Annotated in this window: 16 protein-coding genes, 6 tRNA genes, 3 rRNA genes and 1 pseudogene; 1 reads left to right on the top strand and 25 read right to left on the bottom strand. The window is 47.1% G+C overall.

The features are described 5' to 3' along the window. Positions 1 to 91 precede the first annotated feature (91 nt). From rpsJ to JaK3_RS01680, 23 genes and pseudogenes are all read right to left on the bottom strand, one after another. The gene (gene rpsJ, locus JaK3_RS01790) at positions 92 to 403 is read right to left on the bottom strand and encodes a 30S ribosomal protein S10 (protein WP_011901899.1); all 312 of its coding nucleotides are present in this window, start codon (positions 401 to 403) and stop codon (positions 92 to 94) included. 116 nt (positions 404 to 519) lie between these two features. Next, positions 520 to 1,710, bottom strand: a complete 1,191-nt coding sequence (tuf, locus tag JaK3_RS01785) for an elongation factor Tu (RefSeq protein WP_068320082.1) — start codon at positions 1,708 to 1,710, stop codon at positions 520 to 522. A gap of 44 nt (positions 1,711 to 1,754) precedes the next feature. Next, the gene (gene fusA, locus JaK3_RS01780) at positions 1,755 to 3,857 is read right to left on the bottom strand and encodes an elongation factor G (RefSeq protein WP_068320106.1); all 2,103 of its coding nucleotides are present in this window, start codon (positions 3,855 to 3,857) and stop codon (positions 1,755 to 1,757) included. 27 nt (positions 3,858 to 3,884) lie between these two features. Next, positions 3,885 to 4,355 (bottom strand): 30S ribosomal protein S7, encoded by a 471-nt coding sequence (gene rpsG, locus JaK3_RS01775; RefSeq protein ID WP_068320103.1) that lies wholly within the window; start codon positions 4,353 to 4,355, stop codon positions 3,885 to 3,887. A gap of 161 nt (positions 4,356 to 4,516) precedes the next feature. Next, positions 4,517 to 4,897, bottom strand: a complete 381-nt coding sequence (gene rpsL / locus JaK3_RS01770) for a 30S ribosomal protein S12 (RefSeq protein ID WP_068320100.1) — start codon at positions 4,895 to 4,897, stop codon at positions 4,517 to 4,519. 177 nt (positions 4,898 to 5,074) lie between these two features. Beyond that, positions 5,075 to 9,337, bottom strand: coding sequence for a DNA-directed RNA polymerase subunit beta' (gene rpoC / locus JaK3_RS01765; protein WP_068320098.1), 4,263 nt, complete (start codon positions 9,335 to 9,337; stop codon positions 5,075 to 5,077). 1 nt (position 9,338) lies between these two features. Further along, positions 9,339 to 13,439: a DNA-directed RNA polymerase subunit beta gene (rpoB, locus tag JaK3_RS01760; protein ID WP_068320096.1), complete on the bottom strand. Its 4,101-nt coding sequence runs from the start codon at positions 13,437 to 13,439 to the stop codon at positions 9,339 to 9,341. Between the two features lie 227 nt (positions 13,440 to 13,666). Further along, entirely contained in the window at positions 13,667 to 14,044 is a 378-nt protein-coding gene (gene rplL / locus JaK3_RS01755) for a 50S ribosomal protein L7/L12 (protein ID WP_068320094.1), read from the bottom strand. 153 nt (positions 14,045 to 14,197) lie between these two features. After that, positions 14,198 to 14,713 (bottom strand): annotated as a pseudogene (gene rplJ / locus JaK3_RS01750) (50S ribosomal protein L10); the annotation flags it as partial. Between the two features lie 239 nt (positions 14,714 to 14,952). Next, the gene (gene rplA / locus JaK3_RS01745; RefSeq protein ID WP_068320090.1) at positions 14,953 to 15,654 is read right to left on the bottom strand and encodes a 50S ribosomal protein L1; all 702 of its coding nucleotides are present in this window, start codon (positions 15,652 to 15,654) and stop codon (positions 14,953 to 14,955) included. 2 nt (positions 15,655 to 15,656) lie between these two features. Continuing rightward, positions 15,657 to 16,088 carry a 50S ribosomal protein L11 gene (gene rplK / locus JaK3_RS01740; RefSeq protein WP_068320088.1) on the bottom strand — a complete coding sequence of 144 codons (432 nt, stop codon included), beginning with the start codon at positions 16,086 to 16,088 and terminating at the stop codon, positions 15,657 to 15,659. Between the two features lie 167 nt (positions 16,089 to 16,255). Next, positions 16,256 to 16,828 carry a transcription termination/antitermination protein NusG gene (gene nusG, locus JaK3_RS01735; protein WP_068320086.1) on the bottom strand — a complete coding sequence of 191 codons (573 nt, stop codon included), beginning with the start codon at positions 16,826 to 16,828 and terminating at the stop codon, positions 16,256 to 16,258. A 7-nt stretch (positions 16,829 to 16,835) separates the two neighbouring features. Beyond that, positions 16,836 to 17,213, bottom strand: coding sequence for a preprotein translocase subunit SecE (gene secE, locus JaK3_RS01730; protein ID WP_068320084.1), 378 nt, complete (start codon positions 17,211 to 17,213; stop codon positions 16,836 to 16,838). Between the two features lie 20 nt (positions 17,214 to 17,233). Beyond that, a tRNA-Trp gene (locus JaK3_RS01725) sits at positions 17,234 to 17,309 on the bottom strand. Between the two features lie 13 nt (positions 17,310 to 17,322). After that, positions 17,323 to 18,513: an elongation factor Tu gene (gene tuf, locus JaK3_RS01720; protein ID WP_068320082.1), complete on the bottom strand. Its 1,191-nt coding sequence runs from the start codon at positions 18,511 to 18,513 to the stop codon at positions 17,323 to 17,325. Between the two features lie 64 nt (positions 18,514 to 18,577). After that, positions 18,578 to 18,652 (bottom strand) — tRNA-Thr (locus tag JaK3_RS01715). Between the two features lie 21 nt (positions 18,653 to 18,673). Continuing rightward, positions 18,674 to 18,747: transfer RNA gene (locus JaK3_RS01710), tRNA-Gly, on the bottom strand. A gap of 5 nt (positions 18,748 to 18,752) precedes the next feature. Beyond that, a tRNA-Tyr gene (locus JaK3_RS01705) sits at positions 18,753 to 18,837 on the bottom strand. Between the two features lie 105 nt (positions 18,838 to 18,942). Then, positions 18,943 to 19,056, bottom strand: a 5S ribosomal RNA gene (gene rrf / locus JaK3_RS01700). A 106-nt stretch (positions 19,057 to 19,162) separates the two neighbouring features. Beyond that, a 23S ribosomal RNA gene (locus JaK3_RS01695) occupies positions 19,163 to 22,036 on the bottom strand. A gap of 267 nt (positions 22,037 to 22,303) precedes the next feature. Continuing rightward, positions 22,304 to 22,379 (bottom strand) — tRNA-Ala (locus JaK3_RS01690). Between the two features lie 30 nt (positions 22,380 to 22,409). Continuing rightward, positions 22,410 to 22,486, bottom strand: a tRNA-Ile gene (locus JaK3_RS01685). A gap of 59 nt (positions 22,487 to 22,545) precedes the next feature. Further along, positions 22,546 to 24,078: ribosomal RNA gene (locus JaK3_RS01680) — 16S ribosomal RNA — on the bottom strand. Together the 16S, 23S and 5S rRNA genes with 5 tRNA genes alongside form the textbook arrangement of a ribosomal RNA operon. Before the next feature lie 491 nt (positions 24,079 to 24,569). On the opposite strand from JaK3_RS01680, the gene JaK3_RS01675 reads away from it, so the two are divergent. After that, the gene (locus JaK3_RS01675) at positions 24,570 to 25,226 is read left to right on the top strand and encodes a GNAT family N-acetyltransferase (RefSeq protein WP_068320080.1); all 657 of its coding nucleotides are present in this window, start codon (positions 24,570 to 24,572) and stop codon (positions 25,224 to 25,226) included. Positions 25,227 to 25,237: 11 nt separating this feature from the next. On the opposite strand, the gene JaK3_RS01670 is transcribed toward JaK3_RS01675, so the two are convergent. Both JaK3_RS01670 and JaK3_RS01665 read right to left on the bottom strand, forming a co-directional pair. Then, positions 25,238 to 25,531 (bottom strand): c-type cytochrome, encoded by a 294-nt coding sequence (locus JaK3_RS01670; RefSeq protein ID WP_150114179.1) that lies wholly within the window; start codon positions 25,529 to 25,531, stop codon positions 25,238 to 25,240. A 77-nt stretch (positions 25,532 to 25,608) separates the two neighbouring features. Next, a complete protein-coding gene (locus JaK3_RS01665; RefSeq protein ID WP_068320076.1) occupies positions 25,609 to 26,259 on the bottom strand; it encodes a BON domain-containing protein in 651 nt (216 codons plus the stop codon). Positions 26,260 to 26,285: the final 26 nt, after the last annotated feature.

Genomic DNA, 26,285 nt, shown 5'->3' with positions numbered 1-26,285 from the left:
AACTAAGTTTTTCGCTCAAATAATTGAGCGAAGCCTGAGATTCTATCCCGAAATGCCGATCTTGACAAGCAAAAAGACCGGAAACAACAAATTACTGCAACTTAATTTCGACGTCCACACCTGCTGGGAGATCTAATTTCATCAAAGCATCTACAGTTTTCTCTGTAGGATCAACGATATCCATCAAACGGAGATGGGTACGGATCTCTAACTGATCACGGGATGTCTTGTTCACGTGTGGTGAACGCAAGATATCAAAGCGCTCGATACGAGTTGGCAAAGGTACTGGACCCTTAACAACTGCGCCAGTACGTTTAGCTGTATCAACGATTTCAGCTGCAGACTGGTCGATCAAACGGTAATCAAATGCTTTAAGGCGAATACGAATTTTTTGGTTTTGCATATTAATTCCAAAGAGCGTTGTGGTGCTGCCACGTTATACATCTAAAGAGCTCGGTGACATCAGCAGCACTGATGTCACCGGTTAGCAAACCGCTAAATATTTATTACTAGTAAAACTTAAGCCAAAATCTTTGCAACCACGCCGGCGCCAACAGTACGGCCACCTTCACGGATCGCAAAACGTAAACCTTCTTCCATCGCGATAGGAGCGATGAGTTTTACGGTAATAGTCACGTTATCACCAGGCATAACCATTTCTTTGTCTTTTGGCAACTCGATTGAACCAGTTACGTCCGTAGTGCGGAAGTAGAACTGTGGACGATAGTTGTTAAAGAATGGAGTATGACGGCCACCTTCGTCTTTACCCAAGATGTAAACCTCGGCTGTAAAGTGAGTATGTGGGGTGATTGAACCTGGCTTAGCCAATACTTGGCCGCGCTCAACTTCTTCACGTTTTGTACCGCGTAACAAGATACCAACGTTATCGCCTGCTTGACCTTGGTCGAGCAATTTGCGGAACATTTCAACACCAGTACAAGTTGTCTTGAGTGTTGGTTTGATACCGATGATTTCGATCTCTTCGCCGACCTTGATGATGCCGCGCTCGATACGGCCTGTAACAACAGTACCGCGACCGGAGATAGAGAACACGTCTTCTACTGGCATCAAGAACGCACCGTCAACAGCACGCTCTGGAGTTGGGATGTATGAGTCAAGTGCTTCAGCCAATTTCATGATGGCTTCTTTACCCAATTTGCCTTCGTCGCCTTCTAAAGCTAACTTAGCAGAACCTTGGATGATTGGTGTGTCATCGCCAGGGAAGTTGTACTTAGACAGAAGCTCACGAACTTCCATTTCAACTAACTCGAGCAATTCAGCGTCATCAACCATGTCGCACTTGTTGAGGAACACCACGATGTAAGGAACACCAACTTGACGTGCCAAGAGGATGTGCTCACGAGTTTGTGGCATTGGGCCGTCAGCAGCAGAGCAAACTAAAATTGCGCCGTCCATCTGAGCAGCACCAGTAATCATGTTCTTAACGTAGTCAGCATGTCCTGGGCAATCCACGTGAGCGTAGTGACGGTTAGCTGTCTCGTACTCAACGTGCGCTGTATTAATCGTAATACCACGTGCTTTTTCTTCTGGAGCAGCATCGATCTGATCGTATGCTTTTGCTTCGCCACCGAATGCTTTAGAAAGCACGGTTGCAATTGCTGCTGTCAATGTGGTTTTACCGTGGTCAACGTGACCGATGGTGCCTACGTTTACGTGCGGTTTTGTCCGCTCGAATTTTTCTTTTGCCATTTTTGTCTGCCTTCTTTAGCTAGTCAATATTCAAAATTAATAAATTACTTCGCTTTAGCAGCCATAACTGCTTCTGCTACGTTCTTAGGTGCTTCTGCGTAATGCTTAAATTCCATGGTGTAAGTAGCGCGACCTTGGGTCAACGAGCGCAAGCCAGTTGAGTAACCAAACATCTCTGCCAATGGCACTTCAGCACGAACGATCTTGCCGCCGCCTGGAATGTCATCCATACCTTGCAAAATACCGCGACGTGATGAGAGGTCGCCCATTACGTTGCCCATGAAATCTTCTGGTGTTTCTACTTCAACAGCCATCATCGGCTCAAGCAACACAGGGGCTGCTTTACGCATACCGTCTTTGAACGCCATAGAACCCGCCATCTTAAATGCATTTTCATTGGAGTCAACATCATGGTACGAACCGAAGAACAATGTTGCTTTGACGTCTACGACTGGGTAGCCAGCCAAAACACCGGAGTTCAATGTTTCGATGATGCCTTTTTCTACCGCAGGGATGTATTCACGCGGAACGACACCGCCCTTAATAGCATCAACGAATTCAAAGCCTTTACCTGGGGCTTGTGGCTCAAGTTTTAATACAACGTGACCGTATTGACCGCGACCACCAGACTGCTTAACGAACTTACCTTCAACTTCGTCACAAGTCTTACGAATCGTTTCACGGTAAGCAACTTGTGGCTTACCAACGGTTGCCTCAACACCAAATTCACGCTTCATACGATCAACCAAAATTTCCAAGTGGAGCTCGCCCATACCGGAAATAATTGTTTGACCTGATTCTTCGTCTGTCTTCACGCGGAAAGAAGGATCTTCTTGTGCCAAGCGATTCAAAGCAAGACCCATTTTTTCTTGGTCAGCCTTAGTCTTTGGCTCAACAGCTTGTGAGATCACAGGCTCTGGGAATACCATGCGCTCCAGAACAACGATGCTATCTGGATCACACAATGTTTCGCCAGTAGTTGCGTCCTTGAGGCCAACAGCCGCTGCAATATCACCCGCAAAAACTTCTTTAATTTCTTCACGTTCGTTAGCGTGCATTTGCAACAAACGACCAACACGCTCTTTTTTACCCTTAATTGGGTTATAAATTGTGTCGCCCGACTTCATCACACCTGAGTAAACGCGGAAGAAGATGAGCTGACCAACGAATGGGTCAGTCATGATCTTGAATGCCAATGCTGAGAATTTCTCATCATCAGATGCTTTACGAACTGCAGGAGTGCCGTCTTCTAATTCACATGGAACTGGTGGCACATCCAGAGGTGATGGCAATAATTCAACTACAGCGTCCAACATCGCCTGAACGCCTTTATTTTTAAATGCAGTGCCACACAACATTGGAACGATTTCGTTAGCGATAGTACGTTGACGTAACGCCTTTTTGATTTCATCTTCGGTCAAGCCTTCGCCACCGAGATACTTTTCCATCAACTCTTCTGAGCTTTCAGCAGCAGCCTCGAGCATTTTCTCGCGCCACTCTTCAGCGGAAGCTTGCAATTCAGCTGGGATATCTTCATAGGTAAATTTAGTACCTTGTGAAGCTTCATCCCAATACACAGCCTTCATTTTTACCAAATCCACAACGCCTTTGAAGTTTTCTTCTGCGCCGATAGGAATTTGAATCAAAATTGGATTCGCCTTGAGGCGAGTTCTCATCTGTTCGTATACTTTGAAGAAGTTCGCGCCCGTACGGTCCATCTTGTTTACGAATGCTAAACGTGGAACTTGGTACTTGTTAGCTTGACGCCAAACAGTTTCAGATTGTGGCTGAACACCACCCACCGCACAGTAAACCATGCAAGCGCCATCCAAAACGCGCATTGAACGCTCAACCTCAATGGTGAAGTCTACGTGTCCTGGGGTATCAATAATGTTGATACGGTGCTCAGGCATATTGCCTGCCATGCCCTTCCAGAATGTAGTAGTAGCAGCAGAAGTAATCGTGATACCACGCTCTTGCTCTTGCTCCATCCAGTCCATAGTTGCAGCGCCGTCATGAACTTCACCGATTTTGTGATTAACACCGGTGTAGAACAAAACGCGTTCTGTAGTTGTTGTCTTACCTGCGTCAATATGCGCAGAAATACCGATATTGCGGTATTTGTCGATAGGGGTTTTACGTGCCACTGTTGGTGCCTTTTCTTTACTATTTGATTAGAAGCGGAAATGTGAGAAAGCTTTGTTAGCTTCTGCCATACGGTGAACTTCTTCACGCTTCTTCATTGCGCCGCCACGACCTTCAGCAGCTTCTAATAATTCGTTGGCTAAACGTTGAGCCATAGATTTTTCGCCACGCTTCTTAGCGGCTTCACGCAACCAGCGCATTGCCAAAGCGGAACGACGTGATGGACGAACTTCAACAGGAACTTGATAGTTAGCGCCACCAACACGACGGCTCTTAACCTCAACCATTGGCTTAACGTTGCCCATGGCTGTTGAAAAAATTTCGAGTGGTTCTTTATTTGCTTTTTTCTCGATGTGATCAAAGGCACCGTAAACGATACGCTCTGCAACCGATTTCTTACCGTCCAACATGAGGACGTTCATGAATTTAGCTACTTCTACATTACCGAATTTTGGATCCGGCAAAATTTCCCGTTTGGGAACTTCACGACGACGTGGCATAACTACTCCTTCAGTTCAGTTAGGGGTGTTCACATGAATCACCCGCTCCGGCTGTCCTACTATCTAAGAAAATTCTTAGACGGAACAGCCACTTACTTGTCTTTTAAGTCTGACAAACAATGACTTACTGCAAAAAACTACAACTGCTTAATTACGAAAAATTAAGCAGCTTTCTTAGCGCGCTTAGCACCGTATTTAGAACGGGCCTGCTTACGATCTTTAACACCTTGCAAGTCCAAAGAACCGCGCACGATGTGATAACGAACACCTGGTAAGTCCTTAACACGACCACCACGAATCAACACTACTGAGTGTTCCTGGAGGTTATGGCCTTCACCACCAATGTATGAAATCACTTCAAAACCATTGGTTAAGCGAACTTTGGCTACTTTACGTAGCGCAGAGTTAGGCTTTTTAGGAGTAGTTGTGTACACACGTGTACATACACCGCGGCGCTGCGGGCTGTTTTGCATCGCAGGGCTCTTGCTTTTAACGGTAAGCTTTGCTCTTGGCTTGCGTATTAATTGATTAATTGTTGGCATAAAATAGCTCGGTTAGTACTTCTTTGTTGCTTTCTTCAAGAAAATCAATGACTTAGAGAATTTCTAGGTCAAAAAGACCCTCTTCTGAATCAGTAGAACTCAGCATTCTAGCTTGGCCAGCCTTTTCCGTCAACCAAATGGGGAAAAAACTGGCCATTTCTGGCCAGAATTACCAAATTAGCTTGGATCAGCCTCCCCAGTAGGAGCAACGACTTCAGCCTCTATTTCTACAGGCATATTGGCCATTGCTTCCTCTTCGGCGGCAATCATTTGAGCGCGGTCACGCTCGAATTGCTCTCTGACCTTGCGTGCACGGCGATAAGACAAGCCGGTACCAGCAGGGATCAGACGACCAATAATGACGTTTTCCTTGAGGCCACGGAGTGTATCGGTCTTGCCCATAATTGCGGCTTCGGTCAATACACGGGTGGTTTCTTGGAAAGAAGCCGCTGAAATGAAGCTGTCGGTCGACAAGGATGCCTTGGTAATGCCTAGCAACACGTTATCGAACTGAGCTGGGTGCTTACCTTGGGCGATCACTGCATCGTTAGCGTCATACAACTTAGAACGCTCAACTTGCTCACCAGTGATGAATGATGTGTCGCCTGGATCAGTTACCTGAACACGACGCAACATCTGACGCACGATAACTTCAATGTGCTTGTCATTGATCTTCACACCCTGGAGACGGTAAACGTCTTGAACTTCGTCAACGATGTAGATTGCCAACTCTTCGATACCTTTGAGAGTCAAGATGTCGTGTGGATCAGCAGGGCCTTCCACAATCATCTCGCCCTTGTTCACAACTTGACCGTCGTGAACGAGAACTTGCTTCTCTTTAGGAATCAAGAATTCATTGGCTTCACCGTCCATATCGGTAATTACCAAACGTTGTTTACCTTTGGTTTCTTTACCGAAGGAAACTGTTCCAGTAACTTTCGCCAATACAGCTGCATCTTTTGGTGAACGTGCTTCGAACAATTCTGCAACGCGTGGTAAACCACCGGTAATGTCGCGAGTCTTCTGTGATTCGATTGGAATACGCGCCAATACTTCACCGACTTCAACTTTCTGACCATCCTTAACAGTAATCAAAGCGCCTACCTGGAGGCCAATGTTTACTGGATGATCAGTACCAGCGATCATGACTTCATTACCCTTTTCATCAACCAAGTTGATCATTGGGCGAACGCCTTTGCTTGCTGCTGAACGACGCTTACCGTCAATCACCACCAAAGTGGATAGACCGGTAACTTCGTCAACCTGCTTAGCAACAGTTACACCTTCTTCAACGTTGTCGAAGCGAGCGATACCAGCGTACTCAGAAATAATCGGACGTGTTAATGGGTCCCAGGTTGCTAAGCTTGCGCCAGCCTTAACCGCTGCATCTTCTTTCAACAAGAGAGTTGCGCCGTAAGGAACTTTATGACGCTCGCGCTCACGACCATTCTCATCAACGATCAAGGCTTCGCCAGAACGTGAAATCACGATCTGCTCACCCTTCGCGTTCTTCACAACACGCATCGTGCCGGAGAACTTCAATGCACCATTTGATTTAGCTTCAATATTGCTTGCAACTAAAGCGCGTGACGCTGCACCACCGATGTGGAAGGTACGCATAGTCAACTGTGTACCTGGCTCACCGATCGACTGAGCAGCGATAACACCAACTGCCTCACCAACGTTCACCAAACCACCGCGACCTAGATCACGTCCGTAGCACTTAGCGCACAAGCCAAAGCGAGTTAAGCAAGACAATACTGTACGAACTTTAACTTCGTCGATGCCCAATGCAACGATTTGATCAACATGATCTTCATCGAGCAATGTGTCGTTAGGAACAATCACTTCTTGTGTGTCAGGGTGAACGATGTCACCGATACATACACGACCCAAAATACGATCACGCAATGCTTCGATAATCTCGCCGCCTTCAACAAGCGCCTTCATCGTTACGCCAGTAGTCGCGCCGCAATCCTCTTCGATCACCACGAGATCTTGAGTAACGTCGCACAAACGACGCGTCAAGTAACCTGAGTTCGCTGTCTTCAATGCGGTATCAGCCAGACCTTTACGAGCACCGTGGGTTGAAATGAAGTACTGCAACACGTTCAAGCCTTCACGGAAGTTCGCAGTAATTGGGGTTTCAATAATGGAGCCATCAGGCTTAGCCATCAAACCACGCATACCGGCCAACTGACGAATCTGCGCTGCAGATCCACGCGCACCAGAATCCGCCATCATGTAGATGGAGTTGAAGGATTCTTGGCGAACAGTCTTACCGTTACGGTCGAGTACGTCAACGTGTGACAACTCATCCATCATGGCCTTACCAACTTGGTCGCCTGCGGCACCCCAAATATCAACCACGTTGTTATAACGTTCTTGATTGGTTACGAGACCAGACATGAACTGCTTGTCATACTCTTTAACCTTGGCAGAAGCTTCAGTGATGATGCGCTCTTTAGATGTTGGGATCAACATATCATCGATCGCAACAGAGATACCAGCATTGGTAGCCAAACGGAAACCAGACTGCAAGAGACGGTCAGCAAAAATGACTGTTTCACGCAAACCGCACTTGCGGAATGATGTGTTGATCAAACGTGAGATTTCTTTTTTCTTTAAAGGCTTGTTGATTTCCTCAAAAGACATGCCCTTAGGCAAAATCTCAGACAAGATTGCACGGCCAACTGATGTTTGATAGATCTTGGTCTTCTCAGCAAAACGCGCATCGCCTTCTGCCTTCTTGTCCACGATCTCATACTCAGTAATACGAACAGCAACACGAGAAGCCAATTCAACTTGACCTGCTTCGTATGCACGCACTACTTCAGTAATGTTGGCGAAAACCATGCCTTCGCCTTTGCCGTTGATCTTGTCACGTGTAGCGTAGTACAGACCCAACACCACGTCCTGTGAAGGAACGATTGATGGCTCGCCGTTAGCTGGGAACAATACGTTGTTCGAAGCCAACATCAATGTACGTGCTTCCATTTGCGCTTCGAGCGACAAAGGAACGTGAACCGCCATTTGGTCACCGTCAAAGTCAGCGTTAAATGCCGCGCAGACTAATGGGTGCAATTGGATTGCTTTACCTTCAATCAGCATTGGCTCGAAAGCCTGGATACCGAGACGGTGCAATGTAGGCGCACGATTCAACATGATTGGATGCTCACGAATCACTTCTTCGAGAATGTCCCAAACGATTGGAGTCTGGCTTTCAACTTCTTTCTTCGCAGCCTTAATAGTGGTTGCAATTCCCAAAGTCTCAAGCTTGTTGAAAATGAATGGCTTGAACAATTCCAAAGCCATCAATTTTGGTAAACCGCACTGATGCAATTTCAATGTAGGACCAACCACGATGACTGAACGACCAGAGTAGTCAACACGTTTACCCAACAAGTTTTGACGGAAACGACCGCTCTTACCTTTAATCATCTCAGCTAAGGACTTGAGAGGACGCTTATTAGCGCCAGTCATAGCCTTACCGCGACGACCGTTGTCGAGCAATGAGTCAACCGCTTCTTGCAACATACGTTTTTCGTTGCGAACGATGATCTCTGGTGCGCGCAACTCTAACAAACGCTTCAAACGGTTGTTACGGTTGATCACGCGACGATAGAGGTCGTTCAAATCAGAGGTAGCAAAACGACCGCCATCCAACGGCACCAATGGGCGCAATTCAGGTGGCAATACTGGCAATACTTCCATGATCATCCAGTCAGGCTTAATACCTGAAGTCTGGAACGCCTCGAGCACTTTTAAGCGCTTAGCGTATTTCTTAATCTTGGCATCGCTACCAGTAGCCTTCAAGTCAGCACGAATAGTCTCAACTTCACGATCGATATCAATCGAACGCAAAAGATCACGAATACCTTCCGCGCCCATGATGGCAGTAAATGCGCCGTCACCATACTCTTCAGTCTTAGCAATGTACTCGTCTTCAGACATGATCTGACCGCGCTTCATCGCGCCTTCAGGAGTCATGCCAGGATCAACAACTACGTATGCTTCAAAGTAAAGAACGCGCTCGATATCGCGTAATGTCATATCGAGAACCATACCCAAACGGGATGGTAAGGACTTCAAGAACCAAATGTGCGCTACAGGGGCTGCCAACTCAATGTGGCCCATGCGCTCACGACGTACCTTAGCGAGAGTAACTTCAACGCCGCACTTCTCGCAGATTACGCCACGGAACTTTAAGCGCTTGTACTTACCGCATAAGCACTCGTAGTCTTTAGTTGGTCCAAAAATCTTGGCGCAAAACAAACCATCACGCTCGGGCTTAAATGTCCGGTAGTTGATGGTTTCTGGCTTGCGTACTTCACCAAAAGACCATGAGCGAATTTTCTCAGGAGATGCGAGGCCAATCTTGATGACATCAAACTGCTCATCACCCTGCGTTTGCTTAAATAAATCGAGCAATGCTTTCATATCAGTTGCGCTCCATGTCAATGTCAATACCCAACGAACGGATTTCTTTTACCAGCACGTTGAAGGATTCGGGCATGCCAGCATCAATCGTGTGCTCGCCCTTGACGATGTTTTCGTAAACCTTGGTACGGCCTGCGACGTCATCGGACTTCACTGTCAGCATTTCCTGCAAGACATATGAAGCACCGTATGCTTCGAGGGCCCAGACTTCCATCTCACCAAAGCGCTGACCACCGAACTGAGCTTTACCGCCCAATGGCTGTTGCGTTACTAAAGAGTAAGGTCCGGTTGAACGAGCATGCATCTTGTCATCGACCAAATGGTGGAGTTTCAAGACGTGCATTACGCCAACAGTTACTGGACGCTCGAATTGATCGCCAGTACGGCCGTCGCACAAAATCATTTGCTGACGTGAAGGAGTCATCTTCAAAGAAGTAGCTACTTCTTCTGGATAAGCCAACTCGAGCATGCGTCCGATTTCGGCTTCTGTAGCACCGTCAAACACTGGAGTTGCAAATGGCAAGCCTTGGCGGAGATTCTCAGCCAATACTGTGATTTGCTCGTCAGTGAAGTTGTCGATGTCTTCAATACGGCCTGTTTCGTTGTAAAGCTGTTTGAGGAACTTGCGTAACTCAGCTTGTTTAGCTTGTTGGCGAACCATCTCGTCAATACGCTTGCCAATACCTTGAGCAGCCCAACCTAAGTGGGTTTCCAAGATCTGACCAACGTTCATACGGGAAGGAACACCCAATGGGTTCAAGACGATATCAACAGGGCGTCCGTCAGCCATAAATGGCATATCTTCAGCTGGAGCGATTTTAGAAACCACACCCTTGTTACCGTGACGACCGGCCATCTTGTCACCAGGCTGTAAGCGACGCTTAACAGCCAAGTACACCTTAACCATCTTCGTTACGCCAGGTTGCAAATCATCACCCTGGGTAAGCTTGGTGCGCTTCTCTTCGAAGGCTTCATCAAACTGTTTACGCTTCGCTTCGATAGAGGACTTAATCGCTTCAACTTGTGAGGCAACTTCATCATCTGCTGGACGCACATCAAACCAATGGTATTTATCTAAGCCAGCAAGGTATTCCTTGTCGATCTTAGTGCCTTTAGCTAATTTCTGAGGACCACCATTGGCAACTTTGCCAATCAACAGTTTTTCTAAACGCATGAAGGCATCACCTTCAACAATACGCAACTGATCGTTTAAGTCCAAACGATAGCGTTGTAATTCTTCTTGAATAATTGACTGTGCACGGGCATCGCGCTCAATACCTTCACGGGTGAAGACTTGAACATCGATAACAGTACCGATCATTCCTGATGGAACGCGCAAAGAAGTATCTTTTACGTCAGATGCTTTTTCACCGAAGATCGCGCGGAGGAGCTTCTCTTCTGGAGTGAGAGTTGTCTCGCCCTTTGGAGTTACCTTACCAACCAATACGTCGCCAGCTTCAACTTCAGCACCGATGTAAACAATACCGCTTTCATCTAAACGGGAGAGTTGTGACTCTGCCAAATTAGAGATATCGCGAGTAATTTCTTCTGAACCAAGCTTGGTATCACGTGCAACCACTGACAGCTCTTCAATATGAATAGAGGTGTAGCGGTCATCAGCAACAACTTTCTCAGAGATCAAGATTGAATCTTCGAAGTTGTAACCGTTCCATGGCATAAATGCCACAGTCATGTTTTGACCCAAAGCCAATTCACCTAAATCGGTAGATGCACCGTCAGCAACTACGTCGCCGCGGGCTACACGATCGCCAACCTTCACGATTGGACGTTGGTTGATGTTGGTGTTTTGGTTTGAACGGGTGTACTTGATGAGGTTATAAATATCCACACCAACTTCACCGGCTGCAGTTTCATCATCGTTCACACGAATCACAACACGATTCGCATCAACGTAATCAACAATACCGCCACGCGCTGCTAATACAACAGTGCCGGAGTCAACCGCAACAATGCGCTCTAAACCTGTACCAACTAATGGCTTATCAGGACGCAAGCAAGGAACTGCTTGACGCTGCATGTTCGCACCCATCAACGCACGGTTCGCATCATCGTGCTCTAAGAATGGAACGAGTGAAGCAGCAGCAGAAACGATCTGGCTAGGAGCAACGTCGATGAAATCGATGCGCTCTGGGCTAACCATCATAGTTTCACCAGCTTGACGAGCAGAAACCAATTCGTCAGCTAATTTACCGTTTTTGTCGATCGTTGCATTCGCCTGAGCAATTACATACTTCGCTTCTTCAATCGCAGAGAGGTAAACCACTTCATCGCTTACCTTGCTATTGGAAACCTTGCGGTATGGAGTCTCAAGGAAACCATGCTCATTCAAACGCGCAAACAACGCGAGCGAGTTGATCAAACCAATGTTTGGTCCTTCTGGAGTTTCGATAGGGCAAACACGTCCGTAGTGGGTTGGATGCACGTCGCGCACTTCGAAACCTGCGCGCTCGCGTGTCAAACCACCAGGTCCCAATGCAGAAATACGACGTTTGTGCGTGATCTCTGAGAGTGGGTTGGTTTGGTCCATAAACTGGGACAGCTGTGAAGAACCGAAGAACTCACGAATAGCAGAAGAGATTGGCTTGCTGTTAATCAAATCATGCGGCATGAGGTTTTCTGTTTCGGCTTGGCCGAGACGCTCTTTAACCGCACGCTCAACACGTGACAAACCAGCACGAAATTGGTTTTCAGCCAACTCGCCAACGCAACGCACACGACGATTACCTAAGTGATCGATATCGTCCACTTCGCCTTTGCCGTTACGCAAATCTACGAGAGATTTAATGGTATCGAGAATATCTTCGTTTGACAGAACCATTGGACCTTCCATTTCTGGACGGTTCAAACGGCTGTTGACCTTCATACGGCCAACGCGTGACAAATCGTAAGTATCTTCGCTATAGAACAAGCGCTGGAACAAGGCTTCAACAGCATCTTCTGTTGGAGGCTCACCAGGACGCATCATGCGGTAGATGGCGATACGAGCAGCCATTTGATCCGCAGTTTCATCAGTACGCAATGTCTGTGAAATGTATGCACCAGAATCTAAATCGTTGGTGTAGATGGTTTCTAACTGCTTGATACCTGCATCGCGCAATGTCGCCAACAACTCTTCAGTGATTTCATCGTTAGCGTAAGCCAAGATTTCACCGGAGTCTGGATCAACAATATTGCGTGCAACTACACGACCAATTAAATAGTCATCTGGTACAGCGATTGTTTTTGTTTTTGCAGCTTCAAGTTCGCGGATATGCTTTGCATTGATACGCTTGTCTTTTTGAATGACTACAACGCCATTCTTGTCGAGCACATCAAAGCTAGCCAACTGACCACGCAAACGCTCTGGCACAAATTCCATTGAGCCGCCATTAGCAGTCAATGAGAAATGGTCAAAGTTAAAGAAGTTAGCAAGAATCTGTTCGTTGTTTAAACCAATTGCTTTGAGCAAAATGGTGACAGGCATCTTACGACGACGGTCAACGCGGAAATAGAGAATATCTTTTGGGTCAAACTCGAAATCGAGCCATGAACCACGGTAAGGAATGATGCGTGCTGAGAACAGCAACTTACCTGAGCTGTGTGTCTTGCCCTTATCGTGTTCAAAGAACACGCCTGGGGAACGGTGCAACTGAGATACGATTACGCGCTCAGTACCGTTAATCACAAAAGAGCCGTTTTCTGTCATGAGTGGAATTTCACCCATGTAGACTTCGCTCTCTTTTACCTCTTTAACCTTAGTAGGTGCTTCGCGATCATAAATAATCAAGCGAACTTTTGCGCGTAAGGCAGAGTGGTATGTGTAACCACGTTGCTGACATTCTTTAACGTCAAATGGTGGCTGTGATAACTGGTAAGACACGTATTCCATACGTGCATAGCCGTTGTTAGACACAATTGGGAACGCCGATGTAAAGGCGGCTTGAAGTCCCTCAGTAAGACGAGACATTGCCGGCTTATCAGCCTGTAAAAATTTAGCGTAGGATTCCAGCTGCGTTGCGATCAGGTACGGAACCTGGTGGTTGTTTACTCGCTTAGCAAAGCTTTTACGGACTCGCTTGCGTTCGGTGAAGCTATAGTTCATTTCATCTCCGAATTCAGCGACTGTACAAAGATTTGGCGATTGGCCACTACCAATCACTGGCGGACAACACTAAACCGTTTCGATCTAGTGTCCGACCAAACTTGCATTCTGCAGTCGTATCAGAAGGCAAACCCGATTTCAATCAGAAATGAAATCGGGTTTGACCACTAATGGTCAAACCCAACATGGCTAACGCCCCTTTTTGAGAGGCGCCAGCATTGTGTTTATTACTTGAGTTCTGCTTTAGCGCCAGCTTCTTCAAGTTTCTTCTTAGCTTCTTCAGCAGTTTTCTTATCAACGCCTTCTTTGATTGGCTTCGGTGCACCGTCAACCAAGTCCTTAGCTTCTTTCAAGCCAAGACCAGTAATTTCGCGAACTGCTTTAATTACTGAAACTTTGTTTGCGCCAGCTTCGAGCAAGTTAACAGTGAATTCAGTTTGTTCTGCACCACCAGCATCGCCACCGGCAGCACCTGCAGGACCAGCAACAGCCATAGCTGCAGCTGAAACACCAAACTTCTCTTCGAACGCTTTAACCAAGTCGTTCAAATCCATAACGGACATGCTACCTACTGCATCAATGATTTCTTCTTTAGTAATCGCCATTTTTAGCTCCTAATACTTAAATAGTTAATCTGTCGCTTATTCAGCGGCAGGGGTTTCGTTTGCTTCTGTTCCAGCTTCTGGGGCTGCGGCTGCAGGCTCAGCGGCTGCTTCTGGAGCGGCTTCAGCGGCTACTGCTGCTGGGGCTGCTGCTTCTGCAGGTGCTGCTGCGGGAGCGGGTGCTCCAGCTGCCTTTTGTGCTGCTACTGCGCCCAATACGCGAGCCATCGCAGATACCGGTGCCAACATCACACCTAACAACTGAGATAACAACTCGTCGCGGCTTGGAATTGTTGCGAGGGCTTTAACGCCTGCAACATCTAACAACTTGCCGTTATATAAGCCAGCAGTAATGACTAGCTTGTCTTGAGTCTTAGCAAAGTTCTGCAATACTTTTGCCGAAGCAATCGGATCAGCAGAGATGCCATAGATCAAGGGGCCAACCATCGAATCAGCAAGAGGCTCAAACTGTGTGCCTTGTGCAGCACGGCGTGCCAATGTGTTCTTCAAAACGCGAAGATATACACCTTGGTCACGTGCGCTAGCACGTAGCTTTGTCAACTGCTCTACTGGAATACCACGGTATTCAGCGAGCACGACAGTTTGGGCTCCAGCCAATTGAGCGCCGACATCAGCAACAATCGCTTTTTTGTCTTGTACATTCAAAGGCACGGTTTAACTCCATAAAAACCAACTGTTTCCAGTTGGGGTTACACACCAGCGTCTGATCATTTGTTCACAAAGTCTCTTGTGAAAATCTTTTCAGGGTCGCCATCTGCGCTGGCTATTACTTTCGTAACGATTAAGAATTAATTTCTGAGTAAGCAAACCAATCCACCAACGGTCTTTGATGTTCGACTCTCACTCAAAGAGTGGGAGTCGACCCAAAGTTCTTTTTTGTTACAGGCTAATTAAGCTGCTGCCTGTAACGATGCTTGGTCTACGCGTACGCCTGCACCCATGGTGCTGCTTACGGCGACCTTCTTTAAATAGACTCCCTTAGATGCAGGTGGCTTTGCTTTATTCAAAGCCTCAAGCAATGCGAGCAAGTTGGATTTCAATGCAGTTGGCTCGAATGAACGACGGCCGATGCTTGCGTGCACGATACCGGCTTTGTCCACACGGAACTGAACTTGACCAGCTTTTGCATTCTTAACTGCAGTAGCAACGTCAGGAGTAACTGTTCCAACTTTTGGATTCGGCATCAAACCACGTGGGCCCAATACTTGACCTAAAGTACCAACAATTTTCATTGTGTCTGGAGATGCGATCAAAATATCGAAATCAATTTTGCCGCCTTTAATTTGTTCAGCAAGATCTTCCATGCCAACGATTTCTGCACCAGCAGCTTTAGCTTGTTCAGCCTTCTCGCCTTGTGCAAAAACAGCTACACGAACATGCTTACCTGTACCTGCTGGGAGCACTACTGCGCCACGCACAACTTGGTCAGATTTCTTAGCATCAATACCTAACTGAACAGCAACGTCGATAGACTCATCAAACTTAGCAGTTGCACACTCTTTAACGAGGTTCAATGCATCGTCCAATGAATAGAACTTATTGCGATCAACTTTAGATTGAATTGCTTTTACGCGTTTAGATAACTTAGTCATGATTAGAGACCTTCCACAGTGATGCCCATGGAACGGGCGCTACCAGCGATAGTTCTAACAGCTGCATCCATATCGGCTGCTGTCAAATCTGGCATTTTTGCTTTAGCGATTTCTTCCGCTTGAGCACGAGTAATTGAACCAACCTTATCGGTATGGGGACGTGGTGATCCTTTTTCGATCTTCGCAGCCTTCTTAATCATGATGGTTGCTGGAGGAGTCTTCATGATGAATGTGAAGCTCTTATCAGCAAACGCTGTAATCACAACTGGAATTGGTAGGCCAGGTTCCATGCTCTGAGTTTGAGCATTAAACGCCTTACAAAATTCCATAATGTTGAGGCCGCGTTGACCCAATGCTGGACCTACGGGTGGTGATGGATTTGCTTTACCTGCAGGGATCTGCAGCTTAATAAAGCCAATGATCTTCTTTGCCATGTGTTGCTCCTTAAAGCGCGCCTAACCTCATTAGGAAAGACCGCTGTTGAGTAAACGCTTCGCTAGTTTTTGGCTTTCTAGCTCCGCTCCTCGGTTAAATACAAAATCTAAATAACCATCTAAAACTACAAACTACTGCACTGCAAAAATGGACTAAGTCCTTGTTTTTACATCTTTTCTACTTGGCCGAACTCCAATTCAACTGGGGTACCGCGGCCAAAGATTGTAACAGAAACGCGTAATCTTGACTTCTCATAATTGACTTCTTCGATATTTCCGTTGAAATCAACAAATGGGCCTTCTTTAACACGCACAATCTCACCAACTTCAAATAGGGTCTTAGGCTTAGGCTTATCTACCCCAGCCTGCATTTGATCCATGATTTTCGCTACTTCAGCAGTAGAAATTGGGCTTGGGCGGTTACGAACGCCACCTACGAAACCAGTCACTTTTGGTGTATTTTTCACCAAATGCCAGCTCTCGTCGGTCATTTCCATCTCAATCAGGACGTATCCTGGGAAGAAACGGCGCTCAGAAACAGATTTAGTGCCAGATTTGATTTCTACAACCTCTTCGGAAGGAACCAAAATACGGCCAAATTTCTCAGGCATGCCAGAGCGTGCAATACGCTCTTCGAGGCCTCTCTTCACGCTTTTTTCCATTCCGGAATAGGCATGGATTACATACCAGCGCATATTGCCGGTAGCTTGTGGATTTACGGCTACTTCAGAATCAGTCATTTTTTACTCACTTCCAGCCCAAAAAGACTGAAAAAACTAGCCATTCAATCAATTTGTCTGCAATCCATAAAAACAAGGACATGATCAGAACAAAGCCAAATACGACTAGAGTCATCTGGGTAGTCTCTTTACGAGTCGGCCAAACAACCTTTTTTACTTCATACCAAGAATCTTTTGCATAGGCGATAAAACGACGCCCGTCTGGTGAAATCGCCACAATTAAAACTGCTGATGCAATGCCGCCAAATAAAACGGCAAGACGTACCAACATGGACTGGTCAGCCAGCGTGTAGTAGAGCACTAGCGCTGCGACAACGATTAAAGCAGCGAGTCCAGAGACCCAGCTGCTTTTTTCTTCAGATTGACTTGCTGTTTGTTGAGACATATTGCTTTCAGTTCAAATCGTGGCAGGGGCGGAGGGCATCGAACCCCCAACCTTTGGTTTTGGAGACCAACGCTCTGCCAATTGAGCTACACCCCTTTATAAAAACTAATTAAGCCAAAATCTTTGCAACCACGCCGGCGCCAACAGTACGGCCACCTTCACGGATCGCAAAACGTAAACCTTCTTCCATCGCGATAGGAGCGATGAGTTTTACGGTAATAGTCACGTTATCACCAGGCATAACCATTTCTTTGTCTTTTGGCAACTCGATTGAACCAGTTACGTCCGTAGTGCGGAAGTAGAACTGTGGACGATAGTTGTTAAAGAATGGAGTATGACGGCCACCTTCGTCTTTACCCAAGATGTAAACCTCGGCTGTAAAGTGAGTATGTGGGGTGATTGAACCTGGCTTAGCCAATACTTGGCCGCGCTCAACTTCTTCACGTTTTGTACCGCGTAACAAGATACCAACGTTATCGCCTGCTTGACCTTGGTCGAGCAATTTGCGGAACATTTCAACACCAGTACAAGTTGTCTTGAGTGTTGGTTTGATACCGATGATTTCGATCTCTTCGCCGACCTTGATGATGCCGCGCTCGATACGGCCTGTAACAACAGTACCGCGACCGGAGATAGAGAACACGTCTTCTACTGGCATCAAGAACGCACCGTCAACAGCACGCTCTGGAGTTGGGATGTATGAGTCAAGTGCTTCAGCCAATTTCATGATGGCTTCTTTACCCAATTTGCCTTCGTCGCCTTCTAAAGCTAACTTAGCAGAACCTTGGATGATTGGTGTGTCATCGCCAGGGAAGTTGTACTTAGACAGAAGCTCACGAACTTCCATTTCAACTAACTCGAGCAATTCAGCGTCATCAACCATGTCGCACTTGTTGAGGAACACCACGATGTAAGGAACACCAACTTGACGTGCCAAGAGGATGTGCTCACGAGTTTGTGGCATTGGGCCGTCAGCAGCAGAGCAAACTAAAATTGCGCCGTCCATCTGAGCAGCACCAGTAATCATGTTCTTAACGTAGTCAGCATGTCCTGGGCAATCCACGTGAGCGTAGTGACGGTTAGCTGTCTCGTACTCAACGTGCGCTGTATTAATCGTAATACCACGTGCTTTTTCTTCTGGAGCAGCATCGATCTGATCGTATGCTTTTGCTTCGCCACCGAATGCTTTAGAAAGCACGGTTGCAATTGCTGCTGTCAATGTGGTTTTACCGTGGTCAACGTGACCGATGGTGCCTACGTTTACGTGCGGTTTTGTCCGCTCGAATTTTTCTTTTGCCATTTTTAATCTGCCTTTAGTTAACTCTTAAACCAAACACGAAATACACAATTAATAAAACCATACATGGTGCCCATGGGCAGGATCGAACTGCCGACCTCTCCCTTACCAAGGGAGTGCTCTACCACTGAGCCACATGGGCGTAATCTAATGCAACAAATTCTGGAGCGGGATAAGAGAATCGAACTCTTGACCGAAGATTGGAAATCTGCTGTTTTACCATTAAACTAATCCCGCACATCTGGTGGAGGGGGTAGGATTCGAACCTACGTAGGCGTAGCCAACAGATTTACAGTCTGCCTCCTTTAGCCGCTCGGACACCCCTCCGCGAACCCAATATTCTGACTCCAAATGGAGTTTCTGTCAATCACTCTAAACGCTTTGCACAAGTAAAAACGCCCAGACCTAAGAGGGTCTGGGCGTCGCATTGGTGCCCGGCAGTTACCTACTTTCACACGGGTAATCCGCACTATCATCGGCGTAGAATCGTTTCACTGTCCTGTTCGGGATGGGAAGGAGTGGTTCCAATTCGCTATGGTCACCGGGCGTAGAGGGTCGAGTTGCTGATTAAATCAACAACTCTATTTGAGTAAGCATGTAATAAGGATGCAGATTAAATCTGGCAAACATCCAACACAATAGTGCTGGTTATAGGATCAAGCCTAACGGGCAATTAGTATCGGTTAGCTTAATGCATTACTGCACTTCCACACCCGACCTATCAACGTTGTGGTCTTCAACGACCCTTTATGTAGGTTAAACCTACGGGAGATCTCATCTTCAGGCAAGTTTCCCGCTTAGATGCTTTCAGCGGTTATCTCTTCCGTACATAGCTACCCTGCGATGCTTCTGGCGAAACAACAGGTACACCAGCGGTACGTCCACTCCGGTCCTCTCGTACTAGGAGCAGCCCCCGTCAAATCTCCAACGCCCATGGCAGATAGGGACCAAACTGTCTCACGACGTTTTAAACCCAGCTCACGTACCTCTTTAAATGGCGAACAGCCATACCCTTGGGACCGGCTACAGCCCCAGGATGAGATGAGCCGACATCGAGGTGCCAAACACCGCCGTCGATATGAACTCTTGGGCGGTATCAGCCTGTTATCCCCAGAGTACCTTTTATCCGTTGAGCGATGGCCCTTCCATACAGAACCACCGGATCACTATGACCTGCTTTCGCACCTGCTCGACTTGTCGGTCTCGCAGTTAAGCACGCTTTTGCCATTGCACTTTAGGTACGATGTCCGACCGTACCAAGCGTACCTTCGTACTCCTCCGTTACACTTTGGGAGGAGACCGCCCCAGTCAAACTGCCTACCATGCACTGTTCCCGACCCGGATAACGGGCCAAGGTTAGAACCTCAAATAAATCAGGGTGGTATTTCAAGGTTGGCTCCAACAGAACTAGCATCCTGTTATCAACGCCTCCCACCTATCCTACACAGACCGATTCAAAGTCCAATGCAAAGCTACAGTAAAGGTTCATGGGGTCTTTCCGTCTAGCCACGGGTAGATTGCATCATCACAAACATTTCAACTTCGCTGAGTCTCAGGAGGAGACAGTGTGGCCATCGTTACGCCATTCGTGCAGGTCGGAACTTACCCGACAAGGAATTTCGCTACCTTAGGACCGTTATAGTTACGGCCGCCGTTTACTGGGACTTCAATCAAGAGCTTGCACCCCATCATTTAATCTTCCAGCACCGGGCAGGCGTCACACCCTATACGTCCACTTTCGTGTTTGCAGAGTGCTGTGTTTTTATTAAACAGTCGCAGCCACCTTTTTATTGCAACCCTTTCGTCCTCCCGTTGTTCACGGTCAAACTACAAGGGCGCACCTTATCCCGAAGTTACGGTGCAAATTTGCCGAGTTCCTTCTCCTGAGTTCTCTCAAGCGCCTTAGAATACTCATCTCGCCCACCTGTGTCGGTTTGCGGTACGGTCTTGTTAGACTGAAGCTTAGAGGCTTTTCTTGGAACCACTTCCAATTGCTTCGCGAATAAATTCGCTCGTCTCACGCCCTTGAATTACGCTACCGGATTTACCTAATAGCCATCTCCAACGCAAGAACCGGGACTTCCAACACCCGGACAACTTTCCGCGATCCGTCCCCCCATCGCATCTAACAATGGTCAAGGAATATTAACCTTGTTCCCATCAGCTACGCATCTCTGCCTCGCCTTAGGGGCCGACTCACCCTGTTCCGATGAACGTTGAACAGGAAACCTTGGGCTTACGGCGAGGGGGCTTTTCACCCCCTTTATCGCTACTCATGTCAGCATTCGCACTTCTGATACCTCCAGCATCCTTTACAAGACACCTTCACAGGCTTACAGAACGCTCTCCTACCATCACATTACTGTGATCCGCAGCTTCGGTTATATGCTTAGCCCCGTTACATCTTCCGCGCAGGACGACTCGATCAGTGAGCTATTACGCTTTCTTTAAAGGATGGCTGCTTCTAAGCCAACCTCCTGACTGTTTTAGCCTTCCCACTTCGTTTCCCACTTAGCATATATTAGGGACCTTAGCTGGCGGTCTGGGTTGTTTCCCTCTTGACACCGGACGTTAGCACCCGATGTCTGTCTCCCGTGCTTGCACTTGTAGGTATTCGGAGTTTGCTATGGCGCAGTAATCCGCAATGGACCCCACTACCATGACAGTGCTCTACCCCCTACAGTGATACACGAGGCACTACCTAAATAGTTTTCGGAGAGAACCAGCTATTTCCAGTTTTGTTTAGCCTTTCACCCCTATCCACAGCTCATCCCCTAACTTTTCAACGTTAGTGGGTTCGGTCCTCCAGTACGTGTTACCGCACCTTCAACCTGGCCATGGATAGATCAACTGGTTTCGGGTCTACACCCAGCAACTAGCGCCCTATTCGGACTCGCTTTCGCTACGCCTTCCCTATTCGGTTAAGCTTGCTACTGAATGTAAGTCGCTGACCCATTATACAAAAGGTACGCAGTCACCCCTTACGAGGCTCCTACTGTTTGTATGCACACAATTTCAGGATCTATTTCACTCCCCTCCCGGGGTTCTTTTCGCCTTTCCCTCACGGTACTTGTTCACTATCGGTCGATTACGAGTATTTAGCCTTGGAGGATGGTCCCCCCATATTCAGACAGGATTTCACGTGTCCCGCCCTACTTGTCTCTAGCCTAGTACCACCCAATAATTTTCACATACGGGACTATCACCCTTTATTGTTGGACTTTCCATTCCATTCTGTTAATTACTGAGCTATCACTAGAAGGCTGTTCCCATTTCGCTCGCCACTACTCTGGGAATCTCGGTTGATGTCTTTTCCTCTCGCTACTTAGATGTTTCAGTTCACGAGGTTCGCTTCTCATACCCTATGTATTCAGGTATGGATACCACAAAAGTGGTGGGTTTCCCCATTCAGAAATCCCCGGATCAAAGCTTATTTACCAGCTCCCCGGGGCTTATCGCAGGTTATAACGTCTTTCGTCGCCTGTAATCGCCAAGGCATCCATCATGTGCACTTATTCACTTGATCCTATAACGAGCACCATTGCTAGTACCTGTTATAGGTTTACTTCTACTTCTGACATGTTTGCCGTAATCCAAACTGTAAGTACTTTGTTAAGAACTTGGTAAAACTCGTTTGTATTACTGATTGATGATTCAATCTTTACCCTTATTACATTGTCAAATGTCCTCTCAAAGAAACATTTGACACTTTGCTTACTCAAATTTTTAAAGAACAGCCATAAATGGCAAAACTAAACGATTAAATATTCGCTTAGTTTTGACATTTAGATGATGGTGGAGGATGACGGGATCGAACCGACGACCCCCTGCTTGCAAAGCAGGTGCTCTCCCAGCTGAGCTAATCCCCCAACGTCCCACTAAGTCTTGTTTCTGGCTGGTGGTGGGTCTGGTAGGACTTGAACCTACGACCCCTGCGTTATCAACACAGTGCTCTAACCAGCTGAGCTACAGACCCGTGGCTTTTATTGTCAACCGATAAGTGTGGGCACTATAGGTCCAGCATCTTTTCTCTAGAAAGGAGGTGATCCAGCCGCACCTTCCGATACGGCTACCTTGTTACGACTTTACCCCAGTCATGAACCCTGCCGTGGCAGTCGCCCTCCTTGCGGTTAGGCTAACGGCTTCTGGCAAAACCCACTCCCATGGTATGACGGGCGGTGTGTACAAGACCCGGGAACGTATTCACCGCGACATTCTGATCCGCGATTACTAGCGATTCCAGCTTCACGTAGTCGAGTTGCAGACTACGATCCGGACTACGATGCATTTTCTGAGATTAGCTCCCCCTCGCGGGTTGGCAACCCTCTGTATGCACCATTGTATGACGTGTGAAGCCCTACCCATAAGGGCCATGAGGACTTGACGTCATCCCCACCTTCCTCCGGTTTGTCACCGGCAGTCTCTTTAGAGTGCTCTTGCGTAGCAACTAAAGACAAGGGTTGCGCTCGTTGCGGGACTTAACCCAACATCTCACGACACGAGCTGACGACAGCCATGCAGCACCTGTGTTCACTTTCTCTTACGAGCACCTAATGTATCTCTACTTCGTTAGTGACATGTCAAGGGTAGGTAAGGTTTTTCGCGTTGCATCGAATTAATCCACATCATCCACCGCTTGTGCGGGTCCCCGTCAATTCCTTTGAGTTTTAATCTTGCGACCGTACTCCCCAGGCGGCTGACTTCACGCGTTAGCTACGTTACCCAGGATGTAAATCCCGAACAACTAGTCAGCATCGTTTAGGGCGTGGACTACCAGGGTATCTAATCCTGTTTGCTCCCCACGCTTTCGTGCATGAGCGTCAGTGTTATCCCAGGGGGCTGCCTTCGCCATTGGTATTCCTCCACATATCTACGCATTTCACTGCTACACGTGGAATTCTACCCCCCTCTGACACACTCTAGCTATACAGTCACAGGCGCCATTCCCAGGTTAAGCCCGGGGATTTCACGCCTGTCTTGTATAACCGCCTGCGCACGCTTTACGCCCAGTAATTCCGATTAACGCTCGCACCCTACGTATTACCGCGGCTGCTGGCACGTAGTTAGCCGGTGCTTATTCTTCAGGTACCGTCATTCCCGGACTGTGTTAGAGCCGGTGTTTCTTCCCTGACAAAAGAGCTTTACAACCCGAAGGCCTTCTTCACTCACGCGGCATTGCTGGATCAGGGTTTCCCCCATTGTCCAAAATTCCCCACTGCTGCCTCCCGTAGGAGTCTGGGCCGTGTCTCAGTCCCAGTGTGGCTGATCGTCCTCTCAGACCAGCTACTGATCGTCGCCTTGGTGGGCTTTTACCCCACCAACAAGCTAATCAGGCATCGGCCGCTCTAATCGCGCGAGGTCTTTCGATCCCCCGCTTTCCCCCTCAGGGCGTATGCGGTATTAGCACAGCTTTCGCTGCGTTATCCCCCACGATAAGGTACGTTCCGATGTATTACTCACCCGTTCGCCACTCGCCACCAGGTGCAAGCACCCGTGCTGCCGTTCGACTTGCATGTGTAAGGCATGCCGCCAGCGTTCAATCTGAGCCAGGATCAAACTCTTCAGTTCAATTCCTGTGATCCTCGCGGATCGTCGCACTCATTCAAGAAATTGACTTGGTAATAAAACCAAATTTTTTTACTGTCTATGAGTACTATTTATTTACATCTGTCCCGAAGGACTGGATGCTTTCACTTAGTACCCACAATTATCGGTTGACTAATTTTTAAAGAGGGCTGACTTGTTTTGTATTTCAAATAACATTCAGCAGAGAGGTGAGACTATAGCGCACTTATTTTGGGTCGTCAACACCTTTCGTAGTCTTTTTCTTAAAAAAGGCAGGGTTTTTTCCTATTAAAAAAATAAACCCAATAAAAACAAGTACTTAGTTTTGAAAAAAAATTTCAACTTTTTTCTTAAATTTCTATTTTTTTGGCTTTTTAGGTTTCAAGGGATGAATTGAGCCGGTTTATGACCGTCAAACTCACCTCTTATTGCGCTTAAGCCACATTATTAGGGAAAACCCTGAAAATTATTCTAATTCCTGCTAATATATTGCTATGCACAATAAATTAGCGAATAGTCACTTACCTGCGAGCCCATATTCGGCAGGGCAGGCTGTACCTGTGCGCGAACTTCATGCGGGCTACAGAGAAGAGATACTGAACCATTTACTACAACTAAATGATGAAGATAGACGCTTACGCTTTGGTACTCAAACCCCTGATGAGGTCATTCGTCACTATGTAGAGCACTTAGATTTCAACAAAGATGCCATTTTCGGCGTATTTGATTTGGATCTGAAGCTCATTGGCATGGCCCATTTAGCCTATTTACCAGAGCATAAGGGCCAACCACGAGCTGCTGAATTTGGCGTATCAGTACTGCCAGAAGGGCGCTCTCAGGGCCTAGGGACAGCACTATTGCAGCGTTCTGCTGTGCATTCACGCAATACCCGCATTGAAACACTATATGTTCACTGCCTTGCAAACAATAAGGCGATGATGCATTTGGCACAAAAGGCTGGAATGACCGTTGAATACGCCTATGGCGATGCCGACGCTTGCCTTAAATTGCCACCTGCAAGTCCTGCAACCATTGTGGAAGAAGCTGCAAACGAACAGTGGGCTGATATGGATTACGTACTGAAGAAAAACCTCAAGCAATCCAATCAAGCATGGTGGTGGTTCTTAGGTAGGCCTGGTCTCGCGCGTTAATTAATGCTGCATTAATTTTTGTTGGGTGCGCCACGCAATATCCAACTAGTTAATGTAGACAGATCCGCATCATTCAGTTTTGTGTTCGCCGGCATAGGCACCACACCCCAAGACCCAGATCCGCCTTTAGCGATTTTATTTTTTAAAAACGCTTGAGCATTTGCATCGCCCTTATATTTTTCTGCAATCGCTTGAAAGCTTGGGCCAACAATTTTTTTATTGAATGCATGACAACCTAAGCATGCATTTTGTTTTGCAATCGCAAATGCTTTTTCATCTTCAGCACTAGCTTGTGCGACAGACATAAAGCAAGCGAGCGCTGCAAACAAAAAAAATATTTTTACAGTCACTCGCTTTTTAAACATCAACAGCCTTCAATAAATTACTGAAATTTTGGTGGACTACTAGGTTGTGTTTGATCGGCCTTGCCTTGTTTTTCTAGGCGCACTTTTTCTTCTTGAGAAATAATGTCGAAGTAAACATAAACATCTTTAACGCCGTTTGTATTGCTAGCCACTTTCTTGGCAATATCCGCTTCGTTTTGCGTCAAGATGCCCATAAGATAAACACTGCTACCTTCAGCAACTATCGCCATAGAATTCGATGGCAACTGGTCAGTGAAGATCATTTGAGTTTTGATTTTTGATTCGAGATAAGAATCATTTGCGCGAGCTGTGTAACTACTATTCGGCCCAATAATTAATTCGTTAAATACGGAGCGTGCGTTCTTCATCGCCTTGACGTAGGCACCGGCCTCACCCTTAATATCGGCATCCTTAACCTCTCCAGTTAACAACACTTTTTGATTAAACGAAGTGACGTTAATGTGCGCGTTATCTCCAAATTTCTTCGCCAGCGCGTTTTCTGCCTCTAGCTCAATACCTTTATCGATAGCCTGTACGCCTGGCGTGCGTCGATCTGCTGCTATCGATGCGCCAGCTGCAACACCACCTACTGCGAGCACTCCACATGCTGTCACCTGAGATGCAATTAACAGCACAACGAATAACTTGGCGATAGAGGAAATTTTCATGGGGATATTTTCTGTGTTTAAGTGGC

Source organism: Polynucleobacter yangtzensis, from assembly GCF_001595965.1.
Lineage (GTDB): Bacteria > Pseudomonadota > Gammaproteobacteria > Burkholderiales > Burkholderiaceae > Polynucleobacter > Polynucleobacter yangtzensis.
Note: the sequence above shows the minus strand (reverse complement) of the source record. Positions and strands in the feature narration are given on the sequence as shown.

Excerpts from the sequence above, each read along its gene's own strand:
- rpsJ (WP_011901899.1), bottom strand. The coding sequence starts at position 403 with ATGCAAAACCAAAAAATTCGTATTCGCCTTAAAGCATTTGATTACCGT.
- tuf (WP_068320082.1), bottom strand. The coding sequence starts at position 1,710 with ATGGCAAAAGAAAAATTCGAGCGGACAAAACCGCACGTAAACGTAGGC.
- rpsG (WP_068320103.1), bottom strand. The coding sequence starts at position 4,355 with ATGCCACGTCGTCGTGAAGTTCCCAAACGGGAAATTTTGCCGGATCCA.
- rpsL (WP_068320100.1), bottom strand. The coding sequence starts at position 4,897 with ATGCCAACAATTAATCAATTAATACGCAAGCCAAGAGCAAAGCTTACC.
- rpoC (WP_068320098.1), bottom strand. The coding sequence starts at position 9,337 with ATGAAAGCATTGCTCGATTTATTTAAGCAAACGCAGGGTGATGAGCAG.
- rpoB (WP_068320096.1), bottom strand. The coding sequence starts at position 13,439 with ATGAACTATAGCTTCACCGAACGCAAGCGAGTCCGTAAAAGCTTTGCT.
- rplL (WP_068320094.1), bottom strand. The coding sequence starts at position 14,044 with ATGGCGATTACTAAAGAAGAAATCATTGATGCAGTAGGTAGCATGTCC.
- rplA (WP_068320090.1), bottom strand. The coding sequence starts at position 15,654 with ATGACTAAGTTATCTAAACGCGTAAAAGCAATTCAATCTAAAGTTGAT.
- rplK (WP_068320088.1), bottom strand. The coding sequence starts at position 16,088 with ATGGCAAAGAAGATCATTGGCTTTATTAAGCTGCAGATCCCTGCAGGT.
- nusG (WP_068320086.1), bottom strand. The coding sequence starts at position 16,828 with ATGACTGATTCTGAAGTAGCCGTAAATCCACAAGCTACCGGCAATATG.
- secE (WP_068320084.1), bottom strand. The coding sequence starts at position 17,213 with ATGTCTCAACAAACAGCAAGTCAATCTGAAGAAAAAAGCAGCTGGGTC.
- tuf (WP_068320082.1), bottom strand. The coding sequence starts at position 18,513 with ATGGCAAAAGAAAAATTCGAGCGGACAAAACCGCACGTAAACGTAGGC.
- JaK3_RS01675 (WP_068320080.1), top strand. The coding sequence starts at position 24,570 with ATGCACAATAAATTAGCGAATAGTCACTTACCTGCGAGCCCATATTCG.
- JaK3_RS01670 (WP_150114179.1), bottom strand. The coding sequence starts at position 25,531 with ATGTCTGTCGCACAAGCTAGTGCTGAAGATGAAAAAGCATTTGCGATT.
- JaK3_RS01665 (WP_068320076.1), bottom strand. The coding sequence starts at position 26,259 with ATGAAAATTTCCTCTATCGCCAAGTTATTCGTTGTGCTGTTAATTGCA.